The 23395-nt window shown below is 71.0% G+C and carries 18 protein-coding genes; 8 read left to right on the plus strand and 10 right to left on the minus strand.

The window, feature by feature from the left end; translation table 11 throughout:
- The first annotated feature begins 5 nt into the window (after positions 1 to 5).
- From ACX9TP_RS22170 to ACX9TP_RS22190, 5 genes are read left to right on the plus strand one after another with little or no spacing between them, the layout of a single operon-like run.
- Positions 6 to 416: a GPW/gp25 family protein gene (locus ACX9TP_RS22170; protein ID WP_482981719.1), complete on the plus strand. Its 411-nt coding sequence runs from the start codon at positions 6 to 8 to the stop codon at positions 414 to 416.
- Complete coding sequence (locus tag ACX9TP_RS22175) at positions 409 to 1602, plus strand: baseplate J/gp47 family protein (RefSeq protein ID WP_482981720.1); 1194 nt, start codon at positions 409 to 411, stop codon at positions 1600 to 1602. The genes ACX9TP_RS22170 and ACX9TP_RS22175 overlap by 8 nt, the downstream gene beginning before the upstream one ends.
- On the plus strand, positions 1599 to 4490 hold the full coding sequence (locus ACX9TP_RS22180) for a baseplate J/gp47 family protein (RefSeq protein WP_482981721.1): 2892 nt from the start codon (positions 1599 to 1601) through the stop codon (positions 4488 to 4490). The genes ACX9TP_RS22175 and ACX9TP_RS22180 overlap by 4 nt, the downstream gene beginning before the upstream one ends.
- Positions 4487 to 6106 carry a phage tail protein gene (locus ACX9TP_RS22185; protein WP_482981722.1) on the plus strand — a complete coding sequence of 540 codons (1620 nt, stop codon included), beginning with the start codon at positions 4487 to 4489 and terminating at the stop codon, positions 6104 to 6106. The genes ACX9TP_RS22180 and ACX9TP_RS22185 overlap by 4 nt, the downstream gene beginning before the upstream one ends.
- A 32-nt stretch (positions 6107 to 6138) precedes the next feature.
- Positions 6139 to 8448, plus strand: coding sequence for a DUF6519 domain-containing protein (locus tag ACX9TP_RS22190; RefSeq protein ID WP_482981723.1), 2310 nt, complete (start codon positions 6139 to 6141; stop codon positions 8446 to 8448).
- A 33-nt stretch (positions 8449 to 8481) separates the two neighbouring features.
- On the opposite strand, the gene ACX9TP_RS22195 is transcribed toward ACX9TP_RS22190, so the two are convergent.
- The 6 genes from ACX9TP_RS22195 to ACX9TP_RS22220 all read right to left on the minus strand — a co-directional run bounded on the left by ACX9TP_RS22195 (position 8482) and on the right by ACX9TP_RS22220 (position 16438).
- The gene (locus ACX9TP_RS22195; protein WP_482981724.1) at positions 8482 to 9531 is read right to left on the minus strand and encodes an outer membrane protein assembly factor BamB family protein; all 1050 of its coding nucleotides are present in this window, start codon (positions 9529 to 9531) and stop codon (positions 8482 to 8484) included.
- Positions 9532 to 9556: 25 nt separating this feature from the next.
- Complete coding sequence (locus tag ACX9TP_RS22200; protein ID WP_482981725.1) at positions 9557 to 12490, minus strand: AAA family ATPase; 2934 nt, start codon at positions 12488 to 12490, stop codon at positions 9557 to 9559.
- A gap of 116 nt (positions 12491 to 12606) precedes the next feature.
- Entirely contained in the window at positions 12607 to 14109 is a 1503-nt protein-coding gene (locus tag ACX9TP_RS22205; RefSeq protein ID WP_482981726.1) for an ATP-binding cassette domain-containing protein, read from the minus strand.
- A 263-nt stretch (positions 14110 to 14372) separates the two neighbouring features.
- Positions 14373 to 14738 carry a hypothetical protein gene (locus tag ACX9TP_RS22210; RefSeq protein ID WP_482981727.1) on the minus strand — a complete coding sequence of 122 codons (366 nt, stop codon included), beginning with the start codon at positions 14736 to 14738 and terminating at the stop codon, positions 14373 to 14375.
- An 87-nt stretch (positions 14739 to 14825) separates the two neighbouring features.
- Positions 14826 to 15950, minus strand: a complete 1125-nt coding sequence (locus ACX9TP_RS22215) for an SPFH domain-containing protein (RefSeq protein ID WP_482981728.1) — start codon at positions 15948 to 15950, stop codon at positions 14826 to 14828.
- Positions 15950 to 16438, minus strand: coding sequence for an NfeD family protein (locus ACX9TP_RS22220; protein ID WP_482981729.1), 489 nt, complete (start codon positions 16436 to 16438; stop codon positions 15950 to 15952). Before ACX9TP_RS22220 ends, ACX9TP_RS22215 begins: the two co-directional genes overlap by 1 nt.
- A gap of 127 nt (positions 16439 to 16565) precedes the next feature.
- Between ACX9TP_RS22220 and ACX9TP_RS22225 the strand changes: the two genes are divergently transcribed.
- From ACX9TP_RS22225 to ACX9TP_RS22235, 3 genes are all read left to right on the plus strand, one after another.
- Positions 16566 to 17393 (plus strand): alpha/beta fold hydrolase, encoded by an 828-nt coding sequence (locus ACX9TP_RS22225; protein ID WP_482981730.1) that lies wholly within the window; start codon positions 16566 to 16568, stop codon positions 17391 to 17393.
- A gap of 233 nt (positions 17394 to 17626) precedes the next feature.
- Entirely contained in the window at positions 17627 to 19210 is a 1584-nt protein-coding gene (locus ACX9TP_RS22230) for a sensor histidine kinase (protein WP_482981731.1), read from the plus strand.
- Positions 19207 to 19572, plus strand: coding sequence for a response regulator (locus ACX9TP_RS22235; RefSeq protein WP_482981732.1), 366 nt, complete (start codon positions 19207 to 19209; stop codon positions 19570 to 19572). The genes ACX9TP_RS22230 and ACX9TP_RS22235 overlap by 4 nt, the downstream gene beginning before the upstream one ends.
- Before the next feature lie 17 nt (positions 19573 to 19589).
- On the opposite strand, the gene ACX9TP_RS22240 is transcribed toward ACX9TP_RS22235, so the two are convergent.
- The 4 genes from ACX9TP_RS22240 to ACX9TP_RS22255 all read right to left on the minus strand — a co-directional run bounded on the left by ACX9TP_RS22240 (position 19590) and on the right by ACX9TP_RS22255 (position 23307).
- Complete coding sequence (locus ACX9TP_RS22240) at positions 19590 to 20924, minus strand: Dyp-type peroxidase (protein WP_482981733.1); 1335 nt, start codon at positions 20922 to 20924, stop codon at positions 19590 to 19592.
- A gap of 13 nt (positions 20925 to 20937) precedes the next feature.
- Positions 20938 to 21951 (minus strand): hypothetical protein, encoded by a 1014-nt coding sequence (locus tag ACX9TP_RS22245; RefSeq protein ID WP_482981734.1) that lies wholly within the window; start codon positions 21949 to 21951, stop codon positions 20938 to 20940.
- Between the two features lie 44 nt (positions 21952 to 21995).
- Positions 21996 to 22535, minus strand: coding sequence for a hypothetical protein (locus tag ACX9TP_RS22250; RefSeq protein WP_482981735.1), 540 nt, complete (start codon positions 22533 to 22535; stop codon positions 21996 to 21998).
- A gap of 250 nt (positions 22536 to 22785) precedes the next feature.
- Positions 22786 to 23307 (minus strand): hypothetical protein, encoded by a 522-nt coding sequence (locus tag ACX9TP_RS22255; RefSeq protein ID WP_482981736.1) that lies wholly within the window; start codon positions 23305 to 23307, stop codon positions 22786 to 22788.
- Positions 23308 to 23395: the final 88 nt, after the last annotated feature.

Here is a 23395-nt window from a genome sequence, read left to right on the forward strand (position 1 = left end):
GACGCATGAGCGAGCCATTCGACCAGAGCCAGCGCCTTGGAGACCCGCCCTGCCTGGCCTTCCCATTCCGCGTGCAGGCGCAGGGGCCGGCCATCAGCCGGCGCAGCCAGCACGTGCGCGAGCAGATTGAGCAGGTCCTCTTCACCACGCCCGGCGAGCGCGTGTTCCGCCCGGACTTCGGCGGCGGCGCGAAGATGCTGGTGTTCGAGCCCAACGGCACGCCGCTGTGGGACGTGACGCGGCGGCGCATGCAGGCGGCGCTCGCGGACGCGCTGCGCGGCGAGGTGGACCCGGGCAGCCTGGAGGTGGAAGTGACGGGCGACGGCGAGCAGCTGCAGCTCGTCGTGCGCTACCGGCTCACCACGCTCGGCGTGCCCCAGCAGCAGCTCTTCCCCGTGGGAGGCCGTGGTGGCTGACACACCCGTTCCGGAAATCATCTTCGAGCCCGGCCTGCCCGGCTGCGGCCGCCGCGTGGTGAAGGGGCTGCCCCAGCCGTTGCCGGACGTGGGCAACGACTTCGACTGGCAGGTGCGCGACTTCGACGGCTTCCGCCTCTTCATGATGGAGGAGCTGGCGGCGCGCTTCCCGGAGCGCCAGCGCTGGACGGCGGCGGACATGGAGGTCGTCCTCGTCGAGGCGCTGGCCGCGGTGCTGGACCAGCTCTCGGACATGGCGGACCGCGTGGCCGCGGAGTCCTTCCTGGAGACGGCGCGCCGGCCGGAGTCGGTGCGCCGGCTCTTGAAGCTCATCGGCTACGACGCGGAGCGCATGGCCTTCGCGGCCGGCGAGATTCGCACCAACCCGGCCGCGGACCGGGACGGCGCCAGCACGGAGCTGGAGCGCGCCTGGGCGGCCAACCCCTTCCTCATGGAGGCCGCGCGCCGCGCCGGCCCGCGCGAGCTGCACGTGCAGCGCCGCATGGTGACGGTGGAGGACTACGGGCGCCTGCTGGAGGAGCACCCGCTGGTGCGCCACGCGCAGGCCTCGCTGGAGTGGGGTGGCTCGTGGACGGTGGTCCGGGTGGCCGTCATCGGCCTGAATGACCGCTCACTGGACGTGCGCGAGGGGACGGACGCGCGCTCCACCACGCCGTCCGACGTGCGCCGCCGCGTGGAGCGCTTCCACCTGGAGCGCGGGCTGGACGCGCCGTACTGGCCGGACACCTCGCTGCGCACGCTGCTGGGCGGCTACGTGGAGCACTACCGGATGATTGGCCAGGAGGTGCAGCTCCAGGACGCGGTGCCGGTGGGCATCCAGCTTGCGTTCACCCTCAAGGTGGACCCGGACTACTTCCAGTCCGAGGTGCGCTCCGCGGTGGACCAGGCGCTCGGCCGTGGCGCCGGAGGCTTCTTCGAGCCGGGCCGGCTGCGCTTCGGCGAGGACGTCAACGCCAGCGACCTCATCCAGACGCTCACCGCGCTGGAGGGCGTGGAGACGGTGCAGGTGGACCGCTTCAAGCGGTACGGCGCGCGGTACCTGGACCAGATTGCCACGGGCCGCATCCTGCTCCAGGGCATCGAGCTGGCGACGTGTGACAACGATGCGGCGCGGCCGGAGCGCGGCTCCTACGTGTTGAACCTGCTGGGCGGGAGGCGAGGGTGAGCAAGTCCAATGACATCACCCGGTGGAACCGGGCGGGACTGAGGCGCATTCGCTATGTGAATGCGAACGCGGCCACGTTGCTGGAGGAGGTCCGCGCGCGTCTGGACGAGCGCTTCAACCCGCCGGAGGAGTCGGCGCGTTGGCCGGCCATGCAGGCCCCCACGGAGGAGACGGACGCGGAGCGGCAGGCCCGGCTGATGGCCCAGTACGAGGCACCCCGCGCCGCCGTGCCGGACTGGGGCTGGGAGATTGCCCGGGCGCTGTCCCGCGCGACGCACGTGCTCACCGAGCATGTGAATGCCTACGCCAACGAGGCGTACCTGGGCACGGCGACGCAGTGGGAGAGCCTGCGGCGGCTGGTGGAGATGATTGACTACCACCCGGCGCCTCCCGCGTCGGCCTTCACGCCGCTGGTGCTGCACGCGAAGGCGGGCGCCCGGGGGCGGGTGGAGCGCGGCTTCCCGGTGCGCTACTCGCCGCCGGACGGCGGGGCGCCCGTCACCTTCGAGACGCTGGACGACCTGGACGTGGATGCGGCGCTCAACGTCCTGCGGCCCGCGGGCCATGGCGTGAGCACGGACGCGCTCGGCCGTTCGACGAAGAGCCTGGAGCTGGAGGGCAGCATCTCCGGCATCAACGTGGGCGAGCCCATCGTCCTGGAGAACGAGGCGGACGGGCAGTTCATGGCGCACGTGGTGGAGGGCGTCGTGCAGGGCCCGGACACCACGACGGTGCGCGTGACGCCGCCGCTGGCGAGCAGCGTCTTTACAACGGGACGCACGCGCGTGCACGTGAGGCCGAAGGAGCGGCTGGCGCTGCTCGGTCCGCTGCGCACCGGCGGCACGGTGGGCACGACGCTGCGGCTCGCGGTGGAGCCGCTGGGACTGCTGCCCGGGGACATCATCACCCTCGCGGACGGGCAGCGGCGCTACTACCGCCGCGTCACCTCCGTGGAGGGGCGGCTGGTGGGACTGGACCGCGCGGTGGGGCCCATGGCGCTCGGCCAGGCCACGGTGGCGCGGCCGGTGGTGGTGCCGGTGGTGAAGCAATTGGGAACCCGCGCCATCGGCGACAGCGAACCGCCCACCGTGGAGCACTTCGTCCAGGTGCCCGGGGCGTGGGAGCGGCTCAACGGGGAGACGCTGGGAGACCCGCGCGCCTTCGCGGCCGACGTGGAGGAGTACGAGGTGCACGTGGTCTCCGCCGCCGAGGTGCCGGTGACGACCACCGAGGCGGCGAGCCGCGGCTACACGCTGCTGAAGCTCACCCAGCGCCGCGCGCCGGACGAGCCGTTGCCGCCGCTGCTCAACCCGCAGGCCTTCCTGGCTCCGCCGCCGCTGTCGGCGGGAGGCTGGGCGGTGGATACCTTCCTCGTCGCGGGGGACTCCGCGTCGCGGCTGCCGGGGACGCTCTGGGTGGACAAGCCCCGGGGCCTCACGGCGGGAGACTTCCTGGCGGTGGTGACGGGCAACCAGGCTGCGTGGGGCCGGCTGGCGTCCATCACCGTGAATGCGGACGCGCAGCGCACGGAGCTCCAGCCCGTGGCCGGGTGGCAGGGCCGGGGCGGGGCGGACTTCCCCCGGACGGAGACCCGGGCCTTCGGCCACTTCCAGCAGGTGGCGCGGCTGGTGGGGTGGAACCAGAACACCACCCCGCTGTCTGGGACGGCGGTGCCCCTGGCGGGGACGCCGGAGGGGCTGACGTACGGCCGGTGGATGGTGGTGAGCCAGGAGGGCACCTCCACCGCGCCCGTCCTCACGCGGGTGCTGGGCGTGGGCGGTGGGCTGCTGTCGCTCGCGGACCCGCTGCCTCCGGGGAGCACGGTGGAGAACCTCGTCCTCCACGGCAACGTCGTCCTGGCGGGGCATGGCGAGCGCAAGCCGGAGCAGGTGCTGGGCAGCGGTGACGCCACGAAGACGAACCAGGCCTTCCTGATGCGCGAGCGCGGCCTCTCCTTCGTCGCGGACGCCACGCGGGCGTCGGGCGTGCGGGCGGACCTCGACGTGCGCGTCGCGGGCCGCGTCTGGACGCAGGTGGAGAGCCTGCGTGAGTCGGGCCCCACGGACCCGCACTACACGGTGCGGCTGGTGCAGGACGGCGAGCTGGCCGTGGTGTTCGGCGACGGGCGCAACGGCCGGCGCCTGCCCACCGGGGCCAACAACGTGCGCGTCTCCTTCCGGGCGGGCTCGGGCCTGGAGGGCAACCTGGCCGCGGGCAGCCTGGCGAAGCCGGCCCGGCCGCATCCGCTCGTGGACGGGGTGGCGCAGCCGCTGGCCGCGACGGGAGGCAACGACATGGAGGGCGTGGAGGCGCTGCGCCGCACCGCTCCCTCCACGGTGCTGACGCTGGAGCGCGCGGTGTCCACGGAGGACTTCGCCAGCCTGGCCATGGGCCACAGCAGCGTCTGGCAGGCCCGCGCCTTCCTGCGGCGCAGCCCGGGCTCCCGGCAGGAGCTGGTGGAGGTGGTGGTGGTGCCCGTCAACGGAGGCGAGCTGGGGCCGCTGAAGCAGTCGCTCGCGGACTTCCTCCGCGCCCACGCCGTGCCGGGGGTGGAGGTGTCCCTCGCGCGGTACCTGGGTGAGCCGGTGACGCTGGACGTGGAGGTGGAGGTAGACACGCGGGCCTTCAACCCGGACGCCGTCCTCCAGGCGGTCCGCAACGCGCTGCTCGAGGCCCTGTCGCTGCGCCGCCGCGGGCTGGGGCAGCCGCTGTTCCTCAGTGACGTCTACAAGGTGGTGGAGGCGGTGCCCGGCGTGGAGAGCTCCATCTGCGTCCTGGCGGGCGTGCCGGGCCTCCAGCGCAAGGACGCGCCGTCTGGCGCGCACGTCGTCTACCTGGAGCCCTCGGGCACGGGCCTCGCCGTGCGCTTCAAGGAGTACTCACTGTGAGCACGAGCAATGGCGGGACGGGAGGCGGGCTCGGTGCGCAGCTCTACGGGCTGCTGCCGGAGGTCTACCGCAGCCGGGACAATGGGGACCTGCGCGACTACGTGGAGTCGTGCGGAGAGGTGCTGGACCTCGTCCGGGGCGTGATTGCCCAGCGGCTGGCGGACGCCTTCCCCGACCATCCGGACGCGCAGGGCTGGAGCCTGCCGTACCTGGCGGAGCTCCTGGACGTGCGGCTGCTGTCGCCCGGCGAGGCCGAGCAGCGGCAGGAGTTGTCGCAGGCGGTGACGCTGCGGCAGCGCAAGGGGACGCCGGGCGCGGTGGAGCAGGTGGCCCTGGCCGTCGGCCAGTACGCCTGGGACGTGGAGGACCCGAGGAATGAGCCCGAGGTGCCCGTCCTCCTCCAGGAAGGGTGGAGACGGGTGGCCGTCACGCCTCGCGTGGGCCAGCCGTTGCTGCCCGCGGAGGCGCTGGGCGCGCTGCCGCTGCCTGCGGGCGCTCCGGCCCTGCGGCACCCGGCACTGCCCGCGGCGACGGTGGACCTCCGTTACGTGTCGCGGAAGGTGGCGCTGCCCCCGCGCGCGGACGGGGCGCCCCGGCCGCCGCTGCAGCAGAACCCGCATGGCGTCCCCGAGGCGCCGGGACACTTCGACGACGTGTCCCGGCGGACGCCGGACCTGCGCCGGCCCACGCCCCGGCAGGGGCAGGTGCATGCGAAGCGGGTGGTGGTCTTCACCCTGCCGCGCGTGGGCTTCTTCCCGCCAGGCTGGGAGCAGGGCGACACGCGGCCCCTGCCGGTGCCGCCGGAGCCCGAGCGCGCGCTGCCCCGGCGCCGCCAGGGCCCCGTACCCCCGCCGCCGGCGCCGGGTGATGACTACGTCATCGAGAATCGCGTCCTGCCCGAGGGCGCGCACCTGGGCATTGGCGACAACAGGCTGGTGCTGCGCAACTGCGTGGTCCGCGGCGACGTGAACATCGACTCGCCCGGCTTCACGCACCTGATTGAAGACTCCATCGTCACCGGGACGGTGTCCCGGAACATGGGTGACGAGCTCGTCGTCCGGCGCTCCGCGCTCCGGCGGCTGACGCTGGAGGGTGGGTCTCCGGACGTGCTCGGCGCGACGGTGGAGGACAGCCTCGTGGGGGACCTGGACGGCGTGGCGCCCGTCAAGCTGCTGAGCGTGACGGTGATGGGCACGCTGAACGTGCCGCGGTGCTTCGCCAACGACTCCATCTTCGCGGGGACCGTCATTCCCCGGCCGGACGCGGGCAACTGCTTCCGCTACTGCCGGCTGCCCGCGGACGCGCTCGACACATACACGGCGCCAGGCCGGAGCGCCGAGGCGTCGGAGTGCACGAGCGATGTGCCCCGCTTCCTGGCCACGGACTTCGGCGCTCCCGGGGCCGGCGTCCTCGACCTCGTCAACAGCACCCGCCTGCTCGACGGCGCCGAGGACGGGGGCGAGCTGGGGGCCTACCACCACCGGCGCCACGCCCTGCGCGACGCGGCGGTGCTCGCCCGCGTGCGCGAGTCACTTCCCGCCGGCATGGATGCGGTCCTCGTGCCGGATGCGCGCCTGGGCCAGGCCCTGCCCATCGTGCCCCTTCCTTCCACCTGAATCCGATTCGACTCCTTGGGGAGCCCATCATCATGAAGACCCAGATTTCTCGACACTCCCACCAGCCGCACAAGCGCTACTCGGGCGTCTACCAGCAGCAGGGGCGGATGATCACCGACGCGGACTGGAACGAGCTGGTGACCCTCATCAACGAGCGCATCGCCCTCGCCCTGCGCGACGTGGTGGGCACGGGCGTGCCCGCCGCGCGGGACCTGGGGGGGACGGTGGATGGCGACCTCATGTTCAGCCCCGGCACCGCCCATGCGAACGGCCTGGTCGCGGAGAACAGGACGTGGACGGGCTTCTACAGCCAGGAGGACTTTCCTTCCGTCCCCGGAATGCCCGAAGAGGGCGACACCGTCTACGTGGACCTCTGGGAGCGGCCGGTCCTCTTCCTCGAGGACCCGATGCTGAGGGACCCGGGACTGCACGGCGCGGACACCAGCACGCGCATGCAGACGATGCTCCAGTTCAAGTACTGCAAGCCGGGCGTCCAGCTCGCCAATCCGGAGGTCAATCCCATGAGCGGGGACGCGCCGCTCACGCTGCGGCTGCGGACCGCGCGCGCCGATGCCCCCACGGCGGAGGCTCAGGCCTCGGGCAACTTCGTGTTCCGGCTCGAAGTCCATGACGTCAAGGGGACGGCGAAGAATCCCACGGAGATCACCCTGAAGTGGTCCACGGAGAACGCGAGCGAGGTCTATGCGAATGACGACCGCGTGCCCGCGAGCTTCAAGGGCAATGACTGGCTCTACGAGTTCTACAGCGACACGAGCGAGAAGCACCTGGGCGTCCACCACGTCACCGGCCCGGGCTTCCCGGCCCGCGGCGTCCTGGAGGCGGGCTACCCGGTGACGCCGCCGGCGAAGGAGACGTGGCCCTACGTCCGCAGGTGGGACGGCACGTGCAAGCTGTCGAGGAACAGCACGACGGGGGCGTGGACGCTGCTTCCTGGAGGGAAGGACCGCGGCGCGCCGCTGACCATTCGCGACACTCCCGAGCGGCACGGCGACGCGCAGATTGCCGCTGGGCTGGTGAAGATCCTCCTCCAGGAGCTGGACCTGTCGCTGTCCCTGATTGACTTCGGAACCTCGAGCCGGCTCTTCGTGGCGGGAGACTCCTGGCTCGCGACGGTGCGCCAGGACGACGAGGCGGGCAAGTACCTGCTGGACACGGCCAGGCCCGTGGGCATCGTCCACCACTACCTGAAGCTGGGACAGATGGGGGTCGACTCGCTCCTTTCCGACTCGAGCGTGAAGTTCCCGTCCCTCACGGGCCTGCGGTCCTCCGAGGCCGGCAAGGCGGGGGCCTCCTTCATCGGCGCCTCCGGGTTCACGGGAGCCCCCCGGAGGCTCACGGCGGGCACGGTGCAGTCCCAGCTCGTCGAGCTCGTCACCCACATGAACAACCATGTGCTGGCGACGAGCCAGGACCACGACAACCGCTACTACACGAAGACGGAGTCGGACGGCCGCTACTACGCGAAGACGGAGTCCGACAGCCGCTACTACACGAAGACGGAATCGGACGGCCGCTACTACACGAAGACGGAGTCAGACAGCCGCCTCACGACGGGACTGTCCAGCCTGAATGCCTCCAACCTGACGTCGGGGACCGTTCCCGCCGCCCGCCTCTCCGGCGCGTATCCCAACATCACCGGACTGGGGACGCTGACCGGCCTCAAGCTCTCGGGTGACGCGGACTTCGGCGGCAACCTCGTGAAGGGGATGACGCTCGGAGTCGCCGCCCACACCGTGACCTATGCGAACACGATAGACGTGGTGAGCAACGGCTTCATCACCAAGCGGGAAGGCTGGCTGTCCATCGCCACGACCGGCTCGCCCAATGCGTATCTGGACGTGCGCAACGGCAACGGCAACGCGGTCGCAGGCCTGCCCATCAAGGGAAGCTTCCTGGCGTTCTCCGCGAGCTTCAGCGGGCTCAACGCCAATGGGCACACCGCCTACATCGTGAACGGCGGGCCCACTGGCAACGGTCAGGCGTCAGGCGGGTATGGCTTCCGGGCGGTATCCAACGCCTCGGGTCAGGTCGCGCTCCATGCCGTGACCTTCGGCATGGGGAGCCCCACGGGCTACCCCATCCAGCAGATCGCGCTGATCGACGGGGCGACTCCCGTCACGCCGCGTCGCTACCTCGCGGTGCACCGGGGAGACAACATCGAGTACTACGTGAATGGAGCGCTGGTCTGCACCGTACCGACAGCCGGCATGTCGACAGCTCCGTATGCCGCCTACACGGTGCGGCTGGAGAACGGCCCGGCCTCCACGCTGCCGGCCGCCCTCGATCTCATCTTCCTGACGATTGGCGTCCCCTTCATCTGAAGTCACACCGTCACCGTGGGCGCCTCGCGTGTCCTACGGCGAGGTGGACAGGCACCGCAGCGTGTTGCGGTGCCCCACGTAGAGCTGGTTCGCGTCCAGCGTGGCCCTCGAGAACGAGCCTTCCTCGTAGCCCAGGAGCACGCCGTCCCGGCGGCGGTAGACGCCCAGGCCGTCCAGGTCCTTCACCACCACCAGTCCCTCCATGAGGGACACGTGCACGGCCATGGACTGGGTGGCCGGCGCGCGCCAGCGGACGGTGCCCGTCACCTCGTCGCGAAGCACCAGGGTGCGCTGCCCGCCCACGGCCTCCACATGGGCCACCTCTCCGCCTTCGGCGCCCAGCGCGGCCTCGGCCGCGGAGGCGGACCACCGTAACGCCAGGGTGTCCGCATCGCGCGCCTCCACGGCGGGCGGAGCTGCGCCTTCCTCTTCCGTGGCGGCGCCCAGCGTCAGCACCGAGCGCTCCGTCATCAGCACCCGCTCCACCGGCCGGGGGCTGACGGGCGTGGCGTCGCCACCCGTGCGTGCCAGGCGGTAGAGCCCCGGAGCAGAATCGCCCGCATGGCGGTTGGCGACGAGCAGTCCCCCCTCGCCGAGGAGCGTCAGCGCGTCCGCGCCCCAGGGCAGCGGCGACTTCGCGAGCAGGGCCCCCGTCCGGGGGGCCAGCTCCAGCAGGAAGGGCCGTCCCGTCTGTGGCTCCACTCCCGCGACGACGAGTCCCCGCGCATCCCAGGCGAGCGCGCCACGTGAGGCGAGCACCGCCAGCTCGCGCGTCCACACCTGCCGCCCGTCCCAGTCCAGGGCGACGAGCGTCGTCGTGTGGTCCGCCTCCCGCCGCTGGTCGGTGACGAGCCACCCGCCACAGTCGATGAACAGCTCCCCCGTCAGGGGCTCCGGGTCCACCCGCGTGCTCCACAGGCGCTTGCCCGTCGCGGCGTCGGCGGCCACGACGTCGTTGTTGCAGCGGGCGGCGACGCGGCCCTCGCGCACCACGGGGGCATGGGGCGTGCGCCCACGGGCCGCGAGCTCCAGCTTCCAGAGCGCTCGCAGCGGGAGTTCAGGGACGGCGGTGTCGGCGGACATGAGGCGTCTTCTCCGAGAGCACTGGCTAGAACGATTCGGTGACACGCTTGATGACGATGCGGCCGTCCTTGAGCAGGGCGGCCATGGCGGGAGCGAAGGCGTCACGGACGGACTGCACCACGGAATAGGGGGCCAGGGTGCCCTTCTTGTAGCTGACGGCGTCCACCAGGGCGTGGAGCTGCTGGTGCAGGTCCGGCTCCATGTCCAGCAGGCGCCGGTGGTCGCCTCCCAGGTACAGGGGAATGAGGTGGTGCAGGTCACCCTCCGCCGTCAGGCCGCCCTTCTCGTAGAAGCCGCGGTAGTTGAAGGCACGGAGCTGGTCCGTTCCGCGGACGACGGTGATTTCATGGCCCAGCACGGGCGCCAGCGCCGCGTCCAGTGCCGCCTTGTTGTGGGGCCGTCCCTCGCGCCGCAGCGTCTCGCGGAGGATGTCCCGCAGCTCGTCGAGCTGGTCCGGTGTGAACAGCGTCCCCAGCTTCGTCGTCGTGCGCGACATGCCTTCAATGGGAACGAGCCTGTAGAAGTTGTCGCCGAACTTCTTCTTCGCGCCGGCCTCCGCGGCGTGGAAGGCGTCCTGTGCGGCCTGGGGCCAGCTCTTCACGAGCGCCTCGGCCTCCTCGGCGCGCGTCAGCTCTCCGGAGACGAACTTCCCGGTGGGCTTCCCATCCACGATTTCGGGCCGGAGCGGCAGGGCCTCCTCGGGAGCGTCCACGTAGCGGCGGAGGACGAAGCGCTTCCTGTCCGTGGCGTCGGGCTGGACGTAATAGTACCAGTCCATGTTGGGCGGCTTCGGGTAGCCCGCCTTGAGGGCCGCCTTGTTGGTGCGGGCCGCCTTGGCGATGAAGCCCGAGCCCTTCTCCGTCGCGAGGGCCTCGACGACCTCTCGGTGATGCGCCAGCTCCGACTCCAGGAAGCGGACGTCGTCCTGGAGCAGGGCCTCGGCTTCGCGGGTGAGGGTGCCGGCCGTGCCCAGCCTGCGGCGCCGCGCCTCCATGAGGAGGGGCAGCTTCTGCAGCTCCAGCCAGGACTCGTACGCGCGCGAGCCGGGAGGGAAGGGGTTGACGTCGCGGGCCCGGCCCGTGGCGAAGGAGGCCAGCCGCTCCCACAACTCGCGCAGCCTGCCGGTGAGGCCGGAGTAGCGCTCCAGCAACTGCACCGTGCGCCGGTGCAGGAGGACGTCCACGGCCGAGGCCTCGGAGCCCACCTTCACGAAGGTGCCCGTCACCCGGCCTTCCGCGTCGAGCGTGTAGTGGACGCGGACCTCGGAGCCGAGCGTCGGGTCCACGTCGATGGAGGCGCCCAGGCGGCGGGACAGGGCCGCGCGGTTCGCCTCGGTGACGAGCGTCCCCGGCTCCAGCTCGCCGGCCGCGGCCAGCAGCTTCTCCAGCTCCTTCTCGTTGCGCGCCAGGCGCCGCGCGGCGTCGCCCAGGCCCGCGCCCGCCTTGACGGCCCGCACCGCCTTCACCACGTCCGCCGCGTCCAGGCCCACGCCCACCCAGGCGAGCACCAGCCAGGCCCAGTCACCGCCGAGGTCCTTGGGCACCAGCGCCTGGTTCGGGTCCAGCGCCGTGTTCGCGGCGGAGCTGTCGGTGAGGTACGCGTTGGTGGTCCGCACCGCGTCCACCACACCCGTGCCCAGTGCGCCCGCGGCGAAGGCCACCGCGGTGCCGCCGGAGGCCACGGCGGCGGCAATCCCGAAGGCGAGGCCGAACACCGCGAGGGTGGCGTCCGTCACCGCCTTCCAGCGGGCCTCGGATGTCACCTTCTCCTTCACCCACGCCAGGCCCTCCTCGGAGAGTCCCAGGCCGGCCACGGTGGCGTCCACGAGTGAGGGCACGCCCCACAGGTTCAGGTCTCCGCTGATGACGTCCGCGCGGGTGGCGACGATGTCCTGGAGGATTCGCTCCGCGTCCGTGCCGAGCGCCGCGAGCTTGTCCGAGGTGTCCTTCGCGGCGAACGCCTTCGTGTCGCCGACCCGCCCCAGCATGGGGTAGCGGGTGAGTGCCTCCCGGCGCTGCTGGCGCAGGGCGGTAATCTCCCGGTCGAGGGCGAGCTTGCGCTCCTCGCGGCGCAGGTCGATGGATTCCGTCCGCTGGATGGAGGCGGCGCCGAACTCCCACACCTTCGCGTCGATGCGCGCGTCGAGGTCCGCCAGCTCGGACGCGGTGCGGTGGACGGTCTCCACCTCGGACGGACCGATGCCACGAGTCCCGCGCGCGAAGGCGTCCCGCTTGCGGCGCACCTCGTCCTGGCTGCGCTCCAGGACGGCCAGTGCCCCGTCCTTCATGGCGGCCTGGAAGGCGGTGAGGAAGGCGTCCCGCTCCTTCACGCCACCCAGCCCGGGACCCAGCGCCTCGCGGTAGCCCTCGAACGGGTCCGCGTTCCGGGAGCCCCGCGCATCCGCGCCGTCCAGGATGTTGTGCGTGGCGCCGCGCTCCATCTCCACGCCGGGCCGCAGCGGCACGCCGTCTTCGGTCACCACCGCCCAGACGTCCAGCTCGCTCCGGACCCTGGTGGCGGTGCCGCCACGGTTGATGCGCAGCTCGTCGTAGGTGAAGTCGAACACCGAGTCGACGAGGAGCGTGTGGACGAAGAAGCGCCCTGTCTCCAGGTAGATGACGGCGGGGGTGCCCAGCGCCTTGGCCGCCGCGATGGCGGCGGCCTCCGAGGCGAAGGCGCCCCGCGTCTCCCCGGCCACGAGGGCGGACGGCGCGAAGGTGCCCCAGACGCCGGCGCGCTGGCCCTCATGCGAGCCGCGCGGCGCCGACGCGTCGGGGGCGGGCGCCCATCCGGAGTCACCCGCCACGTCCAGGGACATGCCCGCGTCCATCGGTGCGACGTCCATGGTGGGCGACGAAGTGTCCTGGAGCGCCCGTCGCAGCTCGTCGCGCGCGGCGGCGGCCTCGTTCTGGGGAAGGATGGGTGAGGCCTTCGGGCGGCCGGGGGCGCGTGAAGGCACCGGCGCCTTCCGCGCTCCCACTCGCGTGGTTTCATCCCCCATGTGCGCTTCCCCTGATTCGGCGGCCCCTGGTGCTGAAGACAATCACGCCAGGGGCCGGGAGAACAGGACCTGCTTCATCCCGTGCTCACCTCCACCCGCCCATGCTCCACGCGCCAGGACTCCGTGGTGCACGCGCGGGCGAACGCGGCGTCATGGGTGACGAGCAGCAGCGCGCCGGGGTACTCGCGCAGCGCCGCCTCCAGCCGTTCGATGGACGGCAGGTCCAGGTGGTTGGTGGGCTCGTCCAGCACCAGCGCCCACGCGTGCTGCCCCAGGCCTCGCGCGATGAGCAGCTTGCGCGCCTCGCCGGGGGACGGCTGCTCCGACGCGAGCAGCCGCTCCGGGTCCACGCCGAGCGCGGCCACCAGGGACAACACGCGCCCACGCTCCTCCGGAGGCAGCGCACGCACCGCGTCCAGCGTGGCCCGGGCCTCCCCGGCGCCGACGTCCTGGGGCAGGTACAGCACGCGCTCCAGGGGCACGCGGGCGTGCTCCAGCAGCGCGCGCACCAGGGTGCTCTTCCCGGCGCCGTTGGGTCCCTCGACGCGCACGCGTGCCTCGCGGCCCACCGACAGGTTCACCGGCCCGAGCAGCTCCACGTCCCCCGCGCGCACGGCGGGCACGTCGAGCGTGAAGAGCCACGGGTTGGGCGAGCGCACGTAGCCCACGAAGACGGAGCGGCCCACCGTCTTGTCCGCGGTGAATTCCCCCACCGCGGCGCTGACGCGCTCCAGCTCGCGGCGCGCCACGCCCACGCGCTTGCCGGCGCCGTCCTCGGCCCAGCCGGCCACCACCTTGGCGCCCATGGAGCGCGCGTCGTTGTCGTTCTTGTCCTTCATCCGCTTGCGCGTCTGCCGGTTGGCGGTGACGGCCTGCTGCTCTCGCCGGGCCTGGTCCAGCAGCTGCGCCGCGCGCCGCTGCTCGGCGCGAGCCCCCTGGTACGCGGCCACCTCCGCCTCGCGCTCGGCCTCCCAGTAGCCCTGGGCGGCGGAGTACGCACCCGGCCACAGCCGCGCGCCGCCGGCATGCACGCGCAGGGTGGACGTGGTGAGGGCCTCCAGCAGCGAGCGGTCATGTGACACGACGACGCCGATGCCCCGGAAGCGCCGCAGCGCGGAGATGAGCCAGGTGCGGGCCTCCACGTCGAGGTGGTTGGTGGGCTCGTCCAGCAGCAGCACGTGGGGCTCGGCGGCGAGGGCCGCGCCCACCTGCCACCGCTTGCGCTCTCCCGGGGACAGCGTGGGCCAGCGCTCCAGCGCGGTGACGTCCAGCCCCAACTGCCCATGCAGCCGCCGCGCGAGCGAGTCCCACGACTCGGCGAACGCGGTGATGCCGGGCGTCAGCGTCTCCACCTCCTGGGGACAGAGGATGACGGTGGGCGAGGGCGGCTCGAACTGGAGGTGCCCCTCGGTGGGCGACAGCTCTCCGGACAGCAGGCGGAGGAGGGTGGACTTGCCAGCGCCATTGGCGCCGACGAGCCCCGTCCAGCCGGAGGGCAGGTGGAAGTCGACTTCGGAGAGGACGGGGACGGCGTCGGAAAAGGCGAACGACACGCGGTGCGCGCGAGCGGATGACATAGAAGCGAGCTCCTGAATCCAGGGCGCGAGCCCGCCACGAGGCGGCTCAGCGCGGGAGAGACCCAAACGGCCTTGGATTTCAGCGGCTCAGCTTCAAGGGTGCGTCAGACCTCGCGTAGGGAGGGGGTGTCAGGCCCTCCGGTGGAATCAGCAGCGCAATCTATGGCAAGCGGCGCGCCGGAATGCAACCCCGGCACACCCTCGGGCCCGGCTGGACGGGGCGCACGCAGGCGCCCTGACAGGGGGAGCTCCCGCTGCCGGCTTCAGCCCACCACGGGACGCGAAACCCCCGCCGCCCCGCGCGCCAGACGCAGTGCGCCGACGGAGGCCAGCAGCGTGCCAATCGTGGACAGAATCAGCGCCAGCGCCACGTTGTGCAGCGACTCACCGAAGCCCATGAGGAAGACGGACGCCGGCACGTCCGAGTCCGCGAAGCGCATCATGGAGATGAGGCCGGAGGCGAAGCCGAGCGCTCCGGCCATCAGGGTGAACAGGCCGAGCGCCAGCATCAGCGGCACGTAGCGCGCCTCGGGCCGGCGCGCGTACAGGAGGCAGGTGGCGATGAGGGCGAGTCCGGCCAGCAACGTGGGGTACATGCCCCAACCGCCAGCGATGAAGGCTTCCTTCATGGTGTCTCCGGGTGACTGCGGTGTCCGGCCTCAAGGACACCCCGGCGCGGAAAGGGTTCCCGCGCCGGGCCCGGAAAGGACGGTGCGTCAGTCGTCCTGGGACTCGACGGGCGGGCGCGGGCGGCGCACCGGGACGGCGGGCGTGCCCACGAGCGTGGCCGCCTCGGGGACGGAGGCGCCGCGGGCAATGGCCTGGGCGCTCAGCGCCGCGGCCGAGGGGGCGCGAGCGGCGGGGGCGGGGGCCTGGGCGGGCGCGCGCTGCTTGGGAAGGCTCTCTGCGAAGAGGTCCTTGATGGCGGAGACGGCGCCCAGGGCGGCGGTGGCCTCGTAGGGGATGAACATCTTGTTGTCGCCCTTGCCCAGCTCCTGGAGGGTCTCCATGTAGCGCAGCGCGAGCACCTCGGGGGTGGCCCGGCCCTGGTGGATGGCCTCGAAGACGAGGCGGGTGGCCTCGGCCTTGCCCTCGGCCTCCAGCATGACGGCGCGCTTGTGGCCCTCGGCGCGAGCCACCTCGGCGTCGCGCTCGGCCTCGGCGCGCAAGATGCGCGAAATCTTCTCGCCTTCGGCCTGGAGGATGGCGGCGGACTTGTCGCCCTCGGCCTTCGTCACCTCGGCGCGGCGCTCACGCTCGGCCGTCATCTGCTTGGCCATGGCGGCCTTGATGGCCTGGGGCGGCTCGATTTCGCGCAGCTCCACGCGCGTCACCTTCACGCCCCACTTCTCGGTGGCCTCGTCCAGCACGATGCGCAGCTTGGTGTTCACCGTCTCGCGGCTGGTGAGCGTCTGGTCCAGCGTCAGCCCGCCCATGACGTTGCGCAGGTTGGTCATCGTGAGCTGCTCAATCGCCAGCGCCAGGTTCTCCACCTGGTAGAGCGCCTTCGCGGGGTCGACGATCTGGTAGTAGATGACCGAGCCGACCTCCATGTTGACGTTGTCGTGGGTGATGACCTGCACGGTCTCGAAGCCCATGACCTGCTCGCGCAAGTCCACCAGGTTGCTGCGCATGACGCGGTTGCCCGCGCGCATCTCGATGGCGCGGGGGCTGTCGAGGAAGGGAATCAGGATGTTGAGGCCGCTGGTGGCCACGCTGTGGAACTTGCCCAGCCGCTCCACCACCATGACCTTGGCCTGGGGGACGATGCGGATGCCGGTGATGAGGGCGAAGCCCACCGCCACCGCCGCGATGATGAGAAGCACGGTTACGAAGTCCACTAGGCCCTCTCCTTCTTGTGTTCCGCGACGGGAACCGACAGCGACGCCGAAGGGCGGCGCACCCAAAGCTTGAGACCTTCCACCTGCTCCACGGTGACGCGCTCGCCCTCGGCCACGAGCCCCGACAGGGAGCGCGCCGTCCACAGCTCGCCGTTGATGCGCACGGTGCCCCCGTGGGGCTCGCCGAGCGTCTCCACCACCACCGCCTCCTGGCCGAGCATCGCCTCGACGCCTGTCTTCAAATGCGAGGCGGTGCGCATGAAAACGTTTTTGAAAATCGTGCGCGAGGCGGCGAAGAGGCCGGCGGAGACGGCGGTGAAGAGGAAGAGCTGGACGTTGATGCCCAGGCCCAGCGCCGCGGCGAGCGAGGAGGCCAGCGCTCCCGCGGAGAACCAGAGCATCACGAAGCCGGAGAGCTTGATTTCGAGCGCTCCGCAGACCAGCGCCGCGACCATCCAGAGCTGCCAGGCAGTGGGGGAGAGGTCCATGGTCCCCCTGTTTGGCAGCCGCCTCGCCGTCCTGTCAAACCAGGGGAGGGGGCATGGGAGGGGGCAGGAAACAATCGTCCTGGAGCCAGGGTTTCGGCTCCGGACCACCGCCCCATCCTGGATATCCATGCCGTTCCTGTCCATCCGTGGCGCGAAGCTCTACTACGAGGACTCTGGAGGGCCCGGTGAGCCCGTGCTCTTCAGCCATGGGTTGCTGTGGGACTCGCATCTGTTCTCCCGGCAGGTGGAGGCGCTGAAGGGCCGCTACCGGTGCATCTGCTACGACCACCGGGGGCAGGGCCTCAGCGAGGCGCCCGAGGACGGCAAGCCCATCGACTTGAGGACGGTGTACGAGGACGCGGTGTCCGTCATCCAGGCGCTGCGGCTGGCGCCGTGCCACTTCGTGGGCCTGTCCATGGGAGGCTTCGTGGGGCTGCGCGTGGCGGCGCGTCACCCGGAGCTCCTGAGCTCGCTGGTGCTGCTGGACACGTCCGCGGGGGCGGAGCTGCCGAGCAACCTGCCGCGCTACCGCCTGCTCTCCGCGGTGACGCACTGGCTGGGGCTGGGGCCGGTGGTGGACCGCATCATGCGCATCTACTTCGGGCCCACGTTCATGAAGGACCCGGCGCGGCGGGCGGAGCGGGAAGCGCTGCGCCGGCAGCTCGCCCGCAACCCGCGCGGGGTATGGCGGGCGATGGACGGCGTCATCCACCGGCGCAGCGTGGAGGACGAGCTGCACCGCATCGTCACCCCGACGCTGATCCTCGTGGGCGAGGAGGACGCGGTGACGCTGCCGGAGATGGCGGACCGGCTGCATGAGCGCATCTCCGGCTCACGGCTGCTGCGGCTGCCTCACGGCGGGCACATGAGCAACCTGGAGCAGCCGGAGGCGGTGAACGCCGCCATCTCCTCGTTCCTGGACGAGGTGTGCGGAGCGCAGCTCCAGGCGGTATGAGCAATGGAAGGGAGGGAGAAGCCCTCTCGCCACTCCCCCCGGGCTGCCCCCCTGCTGGAGTCGCCGTCGAGGCGGTTGCCCGTCCGCAGGCTCGGTCGCGGTTTCGCGGCCCGGCCGGCAAGTACATGACTGAACAGTTTGTTGGGCCTCAACAGGTTACATGTGGGGGTCGAGTCCTTATTCCGTAGGCTGCTTCATTGGCCTTGGGTCCCCCTACCGCTGGAGCGTCATCCGTGAGCATCACCCCTCAGCCCGTCCAGCCATCCTCGAAGGATGAATCCGAACCCCCAGCGCTCCGCCAGAATGAGGAGCATCGCTACCGGCTCGCCATCCAGAGCGTGAAGGACTACGCCATCTTCATGTTGAACCCGGAGGGCCAGGTCCAGACCTGGAACTCGGGAGCCCAGGCCATCAAGGGCTACACGAAGGAGGAAATCGTCGGCCATTCCCTCTCCCGGTTCTACACCCCCGAGGACGTGGCGGACGGAAGGCCCCAGCGGCTCCTCTCCATCGCCGTCCGGGACGGACGGGTCGAGGACGAGGGCTGGCGGGTGCGCAAGGACGGCACGCGCTTCTGGGCCGACGTGGTGATCACCGCGCTCCGGGACGAGTCAGGAAAGCTGATCGGGTTCAGCAAGGTGACTCGGGACCTGACGGCGCGGCGCGCGGCGGAGGAGGCCCTTCGCCAGAGCGAGCAGCGCTTCCGGCTGCTCCTCCAGAGCGTGAAGGACTACGCCATCTTCATGCTGGATCCGCAGGGCCACGTGGCCACCTGGAATACGGGCGCCGCTCGCATCAAGGGCTACACGCCCGAGGAGATCATCGGCCAGCACTTCTCGCGGTTCTACCTGCCCGAGGAAGTGGCGAGCGGCAAGTGCGAGATGGAGCTCGAGGTCGCCGTCCGGGACGGACGCTTCGAGGAGGAGGGGTGGCGGGTGCGCAAGGACGGCACTCGCTTCTGGGCGACCGTCGTCCTGCAGCCGATGTGGGATCTCGACGGCAAGCTCCTCGGCTTCGCGAAGGTGACGCGCGACCTCACGGACCGGCGCAACGCGGAGCAGGAGCGGCTGCGGCTCGCCCAGGCCCAGGAGGCCATCCGCCTGCGCGACGAGTTCCTCTCCATCGCGTCGCACGAGCTGAAGACCCCGCTGAGCGCCATCCAGCTCCAGCTCCAGAGCCTGCTTCATGGGAGCCAGACGCTGGAGCCGAAGCTGCGCAACAAGGCGGAGCGTGCATTCAAGGGGGGAGAGCGGCTGACCGCGCTGGTGGAAACCTTGCTGGACGTATCCCGCATCGCCACCGGCCGGTTCGTCCTGTCTCCCGAGCGGCTCGACCTGGCCCGGAGCGTGGAGGACGTCGTGGACCGCTTCCGTGAGCAGGCCGCCAAGGAGGGCTGCGAGCTGTCGCTCCACGTCGGCGAGTCCGTCACGGGCGAGTGGGACCGGATTCGCGTGGAGCAGGTGATCACCAACCTGCTGGCCAATGCCCTCAAGTACGCGGCGGGAACGCCCGTGGAGCTGTCGGTGCGCGCCGAGGGAGACACCGCGGTCCTCACGGTCGCCGACAAGGGGCCGGGGGTGCCGGAATCCGAGCATGCGCGGATCTTCGACCGCTTCGAGCGGGCGGCCTCGATGAGTCACTATGGAGGGATGGGCCTGGGGTTGTACGTCGCCCGGCAGATCACCGAGGCCCATGGGGGCACCATCGCCGTCGAGAAGGTGGAGCCCCACGGGGCCCGGTTCATCGTCACCCTGCCACGCACGCCCAGGCCGGCGGCGGCGCCAGGGGCGTCCGCGGGAGCGGGGGTGGCCTCGTGAAGCGGCACAAGGTGCTGGTGGTCGAGGACGACACGGAGATCCGCGAGGCCCTGCTGGAGCTGCTGGAGGAGCAGGGCTGTGACGTCGTGGGCGCGTCCAACGGGGAGCGGGCGCTGGCGTACCTCAAGAGCGCGGCTGTGCTGCCCTGCCTCATCCTGTTGGATTTGATGATGCCGGTGATGGACGGGCATGCCTTCCGGGAGGCGCAGTGCCAGGACCCGGTGCTCGCGAACATTCCCGTCGTGGTGGTGTCCGCGTACCGGGACGTGCAGGAAAACGCCGAGAAGCTCAATGCCGCCACCTTCATCAAGAAGCCGCCCCGGCTGGAGGAACTGGTGTCGGCGATTGCACGGCACTGCTAGACGCCGAGCGTGTCGCTTCAAGACTTGAGCCCCGCGAGCCAGCGCAGCGCGCGAAGGCCGGGCATGAAGCAGTACTCGCCACCGCGCGTCACGACGAACTGGGAGAGGCCCCGAAGGCGCCTGGGCACGGGACGCCTGGGAATGGAGAACGAGCCGGTCCCCGCGTTGGGCCCGGCGACGGGGTCCCGCGCATCCCCCAGGCCGAGTGACGCGCCCGCGTTCACCCACTCCGACTGCACGAACTCGAACTGCCGGCCCAGGTGGGCGCCGATGAACGCGAACATCAATCCCCGGTCGACACCGTCGTCCTCCAGCACGCCCTCGGGGAGCAGGGGGCCATACGCGGTGCCGCGGCGAATCATCCGGTGCAGCCTCACGACTCCGGCCACCGGGGTGTCGCGTGGATTCGTGCGCCGGATGTGTGAGCCCGCCGGTGTCTTGTACCCGGTCGGGTCGTCCGCGTACTGGAAGGCATTGTTCCTGGCGCGGTCCGCGCCCAGGGCGCGGTCATCCGCGAAGGGGCAGAGGGCCAGCGGGGCCCCGCTCCGCCAGCGGCCCATCATCTTGGCCGCGAGCCACTCCTCATCTTCGGCGGAGGCCGCATTCTCCCTCAGGTACCGCCGGAACGTCGCGACGCGCTGGTGCAGCTTCCGGAAGACCGCATACGTCCCATTGCGTCCCAGGACCTCCGGCTGGGGCAGGGGGCTGAGGCCTCCCAGCTCATCCGGGTAGCCCAGCACGAACTCACCGGGCTTGAGCGGTGGCTCATGCGGGTTGGTGCCTGGAATGCCGCTTCCCTCTATCGCGGGGTGGTTGATGCCATCCCGGAAGCCGAAGGGCTCGGTCTCGGTGGGCAGCGCGTGGCAGTCCTGGCGCCAGATGGGCGTGACGCCGGGAAGCGTCTCGAAGGCCTTCCGGGCCCTCGCCAGCTCGCCGTCGAGCAGCTGGCGACTCGGGGCGACGACCACCACGACGATGTGGACCTCCGAGGTGCCCAGCGGACGCTCCCAATGCTCCGGGCTGCTCTCACCGGTGTCGCCCAGGGCGCTCGCGCGGGCGACCATGCCCTGCTGGAACTCCCAGGAGAAGCTCCGCAGGGACTCCGGAGGGAGGCCCAGGGCCTCGAGCCCCCAGCGGGTGAGCGCCACGGACGCCCAGGCCCGGCCCGCGAGGCGGTCGGGGTTGGCGGCTGAAGCGACGACCTCGCTGAGCCGCCCCAGGACTTCACGGCCGGCGGCCCGCTCGTCGACTCGCAAGAGGACGTAGGTCGCGGCATAGGGCGTGGGCCGGGGGCGGACCACTCCCGCCTGGATGTCTTCCAGCTCCAGCAGGCTGTCGCCGCGTCCGGACATGGTGCTCGCTCGCTCAATGGGCCAGGCAGATGTTCTTCCAGAAGCGCTCGAGGCTCTCGTCGACGCCGAACAGGGTGGAGAAGACGGTGGAGTCGACGACCAGCACGTCGCCCGCGCGCTTGCCCTCGGGCGGGACCCAGACGCAGGTGTTGAACTCGCGGTTGCCGGCCGCGGTGAACGGGTGGGGTGGCCGGGTGAGGTCGATGGGCTGGCGGGCGAGGACGCGGGCCGCCTTTCCCTGCGGGTCCAACACCTCGTAGTGCGGCAGGTGGAAGTGGAGGTTGAAGGACGTCACCCCCGTCAGGTAGCCCCGCGTATCCAGATCCCGCTGGATGGTGAGCGGCGCGATTCGCTTGCCGGAGGTCGCGGGGCGGAGGCCGAAGCGGTTCTCGACGGGAATGCCCAGGCTCCTCAGGATGGAACGGCAGAACAGGCCGAAGCGCTGCTGCCGGGGCACCAGGGCATCGCCATGGTGGGCATACTCCATGGCGCGCTCCTCCAGGTTGGAGGACGCCCCCACGTCGTGATGCGGCCCGATGACGAGGCAGGTGCCCTCCCGCGCGAGGAAGGCCCGCAGCGCCTCGAGTTCTCCGGCCGAGGCCTCCTGCTCCGTCGCCATGTGGTCCAGGCCGAAGAGGAGCAGGGTGTCGGTGTCGCCGAGGACGCGCTCGTCGAGCGGCAGGGAGAAGCCGGCCTGGTCAACGCGCTGGAAGACGGGAACGGTGTGCCCCGTGACTTCGCCGGCCACCTGCTGGAAGCGGGTCCAGGCCCAGAAGAAGAGCTCCAGCGCGCCCGCGATGCCCTGCTGGAACCGCATCGGGTCCGAGAAGCGGGGGTTCTCATACTCCGGCCAGAGCACGCGGCGCACCTCCGTCATGGTCGAGTAGCGGTTGTCCATGACGGTGAGGTCCCTGTTCGACTCGCCGGGGTACGTCCAGGAGACGTAGACGCTGACCCGCCGCCGCCCGCGCTCGTACTTCCGTGGCACGTGGTTCTGGTTGTAGGTCCGAGCGGGTTCGGTCTGCATCTCTATTCCTCCGGCCGGGAAGGCCTGGCGCGGGACGCGGCTGCTCACTGGAGCTGGTCGAGCATGTCCGAGAGCGCGTCTTTGACTCTCAAGGCCTTCTTGATTTCGTCGGCCGTGACGTAGGGGTACTCGCCATACTCGAGGAAGCTCGGGCACTGGTGTTCCCGGACGAAGCGGACGAAGGCTTCCGGGTTGGACTTCCAGTCCGAGGGGAAGTCCTCCAGGTTCTCGAAGACGGTATCGACACCCACCTTCTTGAACAGCACGACCGCGTCCTCGGTGTACTTGTCGAAGTCGGTGTCGAAGATGCCCTGGTACATGAAGCGGGTGTCGTTATCGAAGAGCACCCACCTCAGGTAGTGGAGCTTGAGCGGTGCGAGGACGCTCGGGTCTGCCTCGAGCGTCTTTGCCAGTTTCTCGCCGTGGCTTCGGATGACGTCCGCCCGGCCCGGCTTGACCTTGGCGATGATGGTGAAGCCATGGCAGGCGGGAGTGCGGGGCCAGATCGGGCCGTACTTCCCTTGTGGCCAGGCGTCGTCCTGCTTCGGAAGTGCCATTGCCGCGGGCTTGAGATCGCGCTCCATGCTGTCTCCCCGCCGTGTTACCGGCATGAGTTCAAGCTGAAGACGTGACTGTCGAGCGTCAAGTCGCGTCACTGCCGGCTGGGTGGGCGGAACTCCCTCGTGCGGTCGCTCGCGGTCGAGGTGTTTCAAGAGAGCCCTGCCTGCTGTCGGGCACCGCCGCGCACGAGCGCCGGCCACGCCGTGTGTGACGAGCGCTCGTTGCGGCCGCATGCCTGTCGGGTGCGATGGCTTTTGGGGCGTTGTCAGCCCATCACCGAAGCGTGTTGCTCCGAATTCTCGTTCCTGAAGAGGCGCCGCGCATGCGGAGGAGCTTCGGGCCCGAGGTGGCGAAGTCGATGCGCGCCCAGGCCCGGCCCGCTTCGAGGTCGGAGTCCCGCAGGACGTCGGTCGTCGGCGAGTCGGAGGGCTGGAAGTGGGCGCCTGACGGCAGAGGGCTCGCATCGGCGGGCTCCACGGTGGTGAGCACGCCGCTGGGGTAGGTCACCGCGTAGCAGCGGACGGAGGCTGGCTCCAGCGACGTGCCATTGCGCGTCTGGATGAGGCCGTTCTCGAAGCTGGCGACCCGGAGCCACCGCACCGGTGCCGCCGCGCTGGCGCTCACGTAGACGCGGTAGCGGTCCAGCGAGCGGAGGTAGAAGGCGAGCTCGACGGCGCGGCGATTCGGCCTCTTGGCCTGGGGGGCTCGCGGGAGCCCCCGGTGCCGGTGAGGGCGCCGAGCACCCTGGCGAGGAAGTTCCTGGGAGAGGGCACGTCCGAAGGCCTCTGTCGTCACGCCGCCGTCCTGGCCTGGCGGGATGGGGTGGGACGGCGTGTACCCGGATCGTCCTGAGTGGCATCAACCCATGACGTCTCCTCTCTCG

It is taken from the genome of Pyxidicoccus sp. M15 (genome assembly GCF_056858435.1).

Excerpts from the sequence above, each read along its gene's own strand:
- ACX9TP_RS22170 (WP_482981719.1), top strand. The coding sequence starts at position 6 with ATGAGCGAGCCATTCGACCAGAGCCAGCGCCTTGGAGACCCGCCCTGC.
- ACX9TP_RS22190 (WP_482981723.1), top strand. The coding sequence starts at position 6,139 with ATGAAGACCCAGATTTCTCGACACTCCCACCAGCCGCACAAGCGCTAC.
- ACX9TP_RS22195 (WP_482981724.1), bottom strand. The coding sequence starts at position 9,531 with ATGTCCGCCGACACCGCCGTCCCTGAACTCCCGCTGCGAGCGCTCTGG.
- ACX9TP_RS22205 (WP_482981726.1), bottom strand. The coding sequence starts at position 14,109 with ATGTCATCCGCTCGCGCGCACCGCGTGTCGTTCGCCTTTTCCGACGCC.
- ACX9TP_RS22210 (WP_482981727.1), bottom strand. The coding sequence starts at position 14,738 with ATGAAGGAAGCCTTCATCGCTGGCGGTTGGGGCATGTACCCCACGTTG.
- ACX9TP_RS22220 (WP_482981729.1), bottom strand. The coding sequence starts at position 16,438 with ATGGACCTCTCCCCCACTGCCTGGCAGCTCTGGATGGTCGCGGCGCTG.
- ACX9TP_RS22225 (WP_482981730.1), top strand. The coding sequence starts at position 16,566 with ATGCCGTTCCTGTCCATCCGTGGCGCGAAGCTCTACTACGAGGACTCT.
- ACX9TP_RS22240 (WP_482981733.1), bottom strand. The coding sequence starts at position 20,924 with ATGTCCGGACGCGGCGACAGCCTGCTGGAGCTGGAAGACATCCAGGCG.
- ACX9TP_RS22245 (WP_482981734.1), bottom strand. The coding sequence starts at position 21,951 with ATGCAGACCGAACCCGCTCGGACCTACAACCAGAACCACGTGCCACGG.
- ACX9TP_RS22250 (WP_482981735.1), bottom strand. The coding sequence starts at position 22,535 with ATGGAGCGCGATCTCAAGCCCGCGGCAATGGCACTTCCGAAGCAGGAC.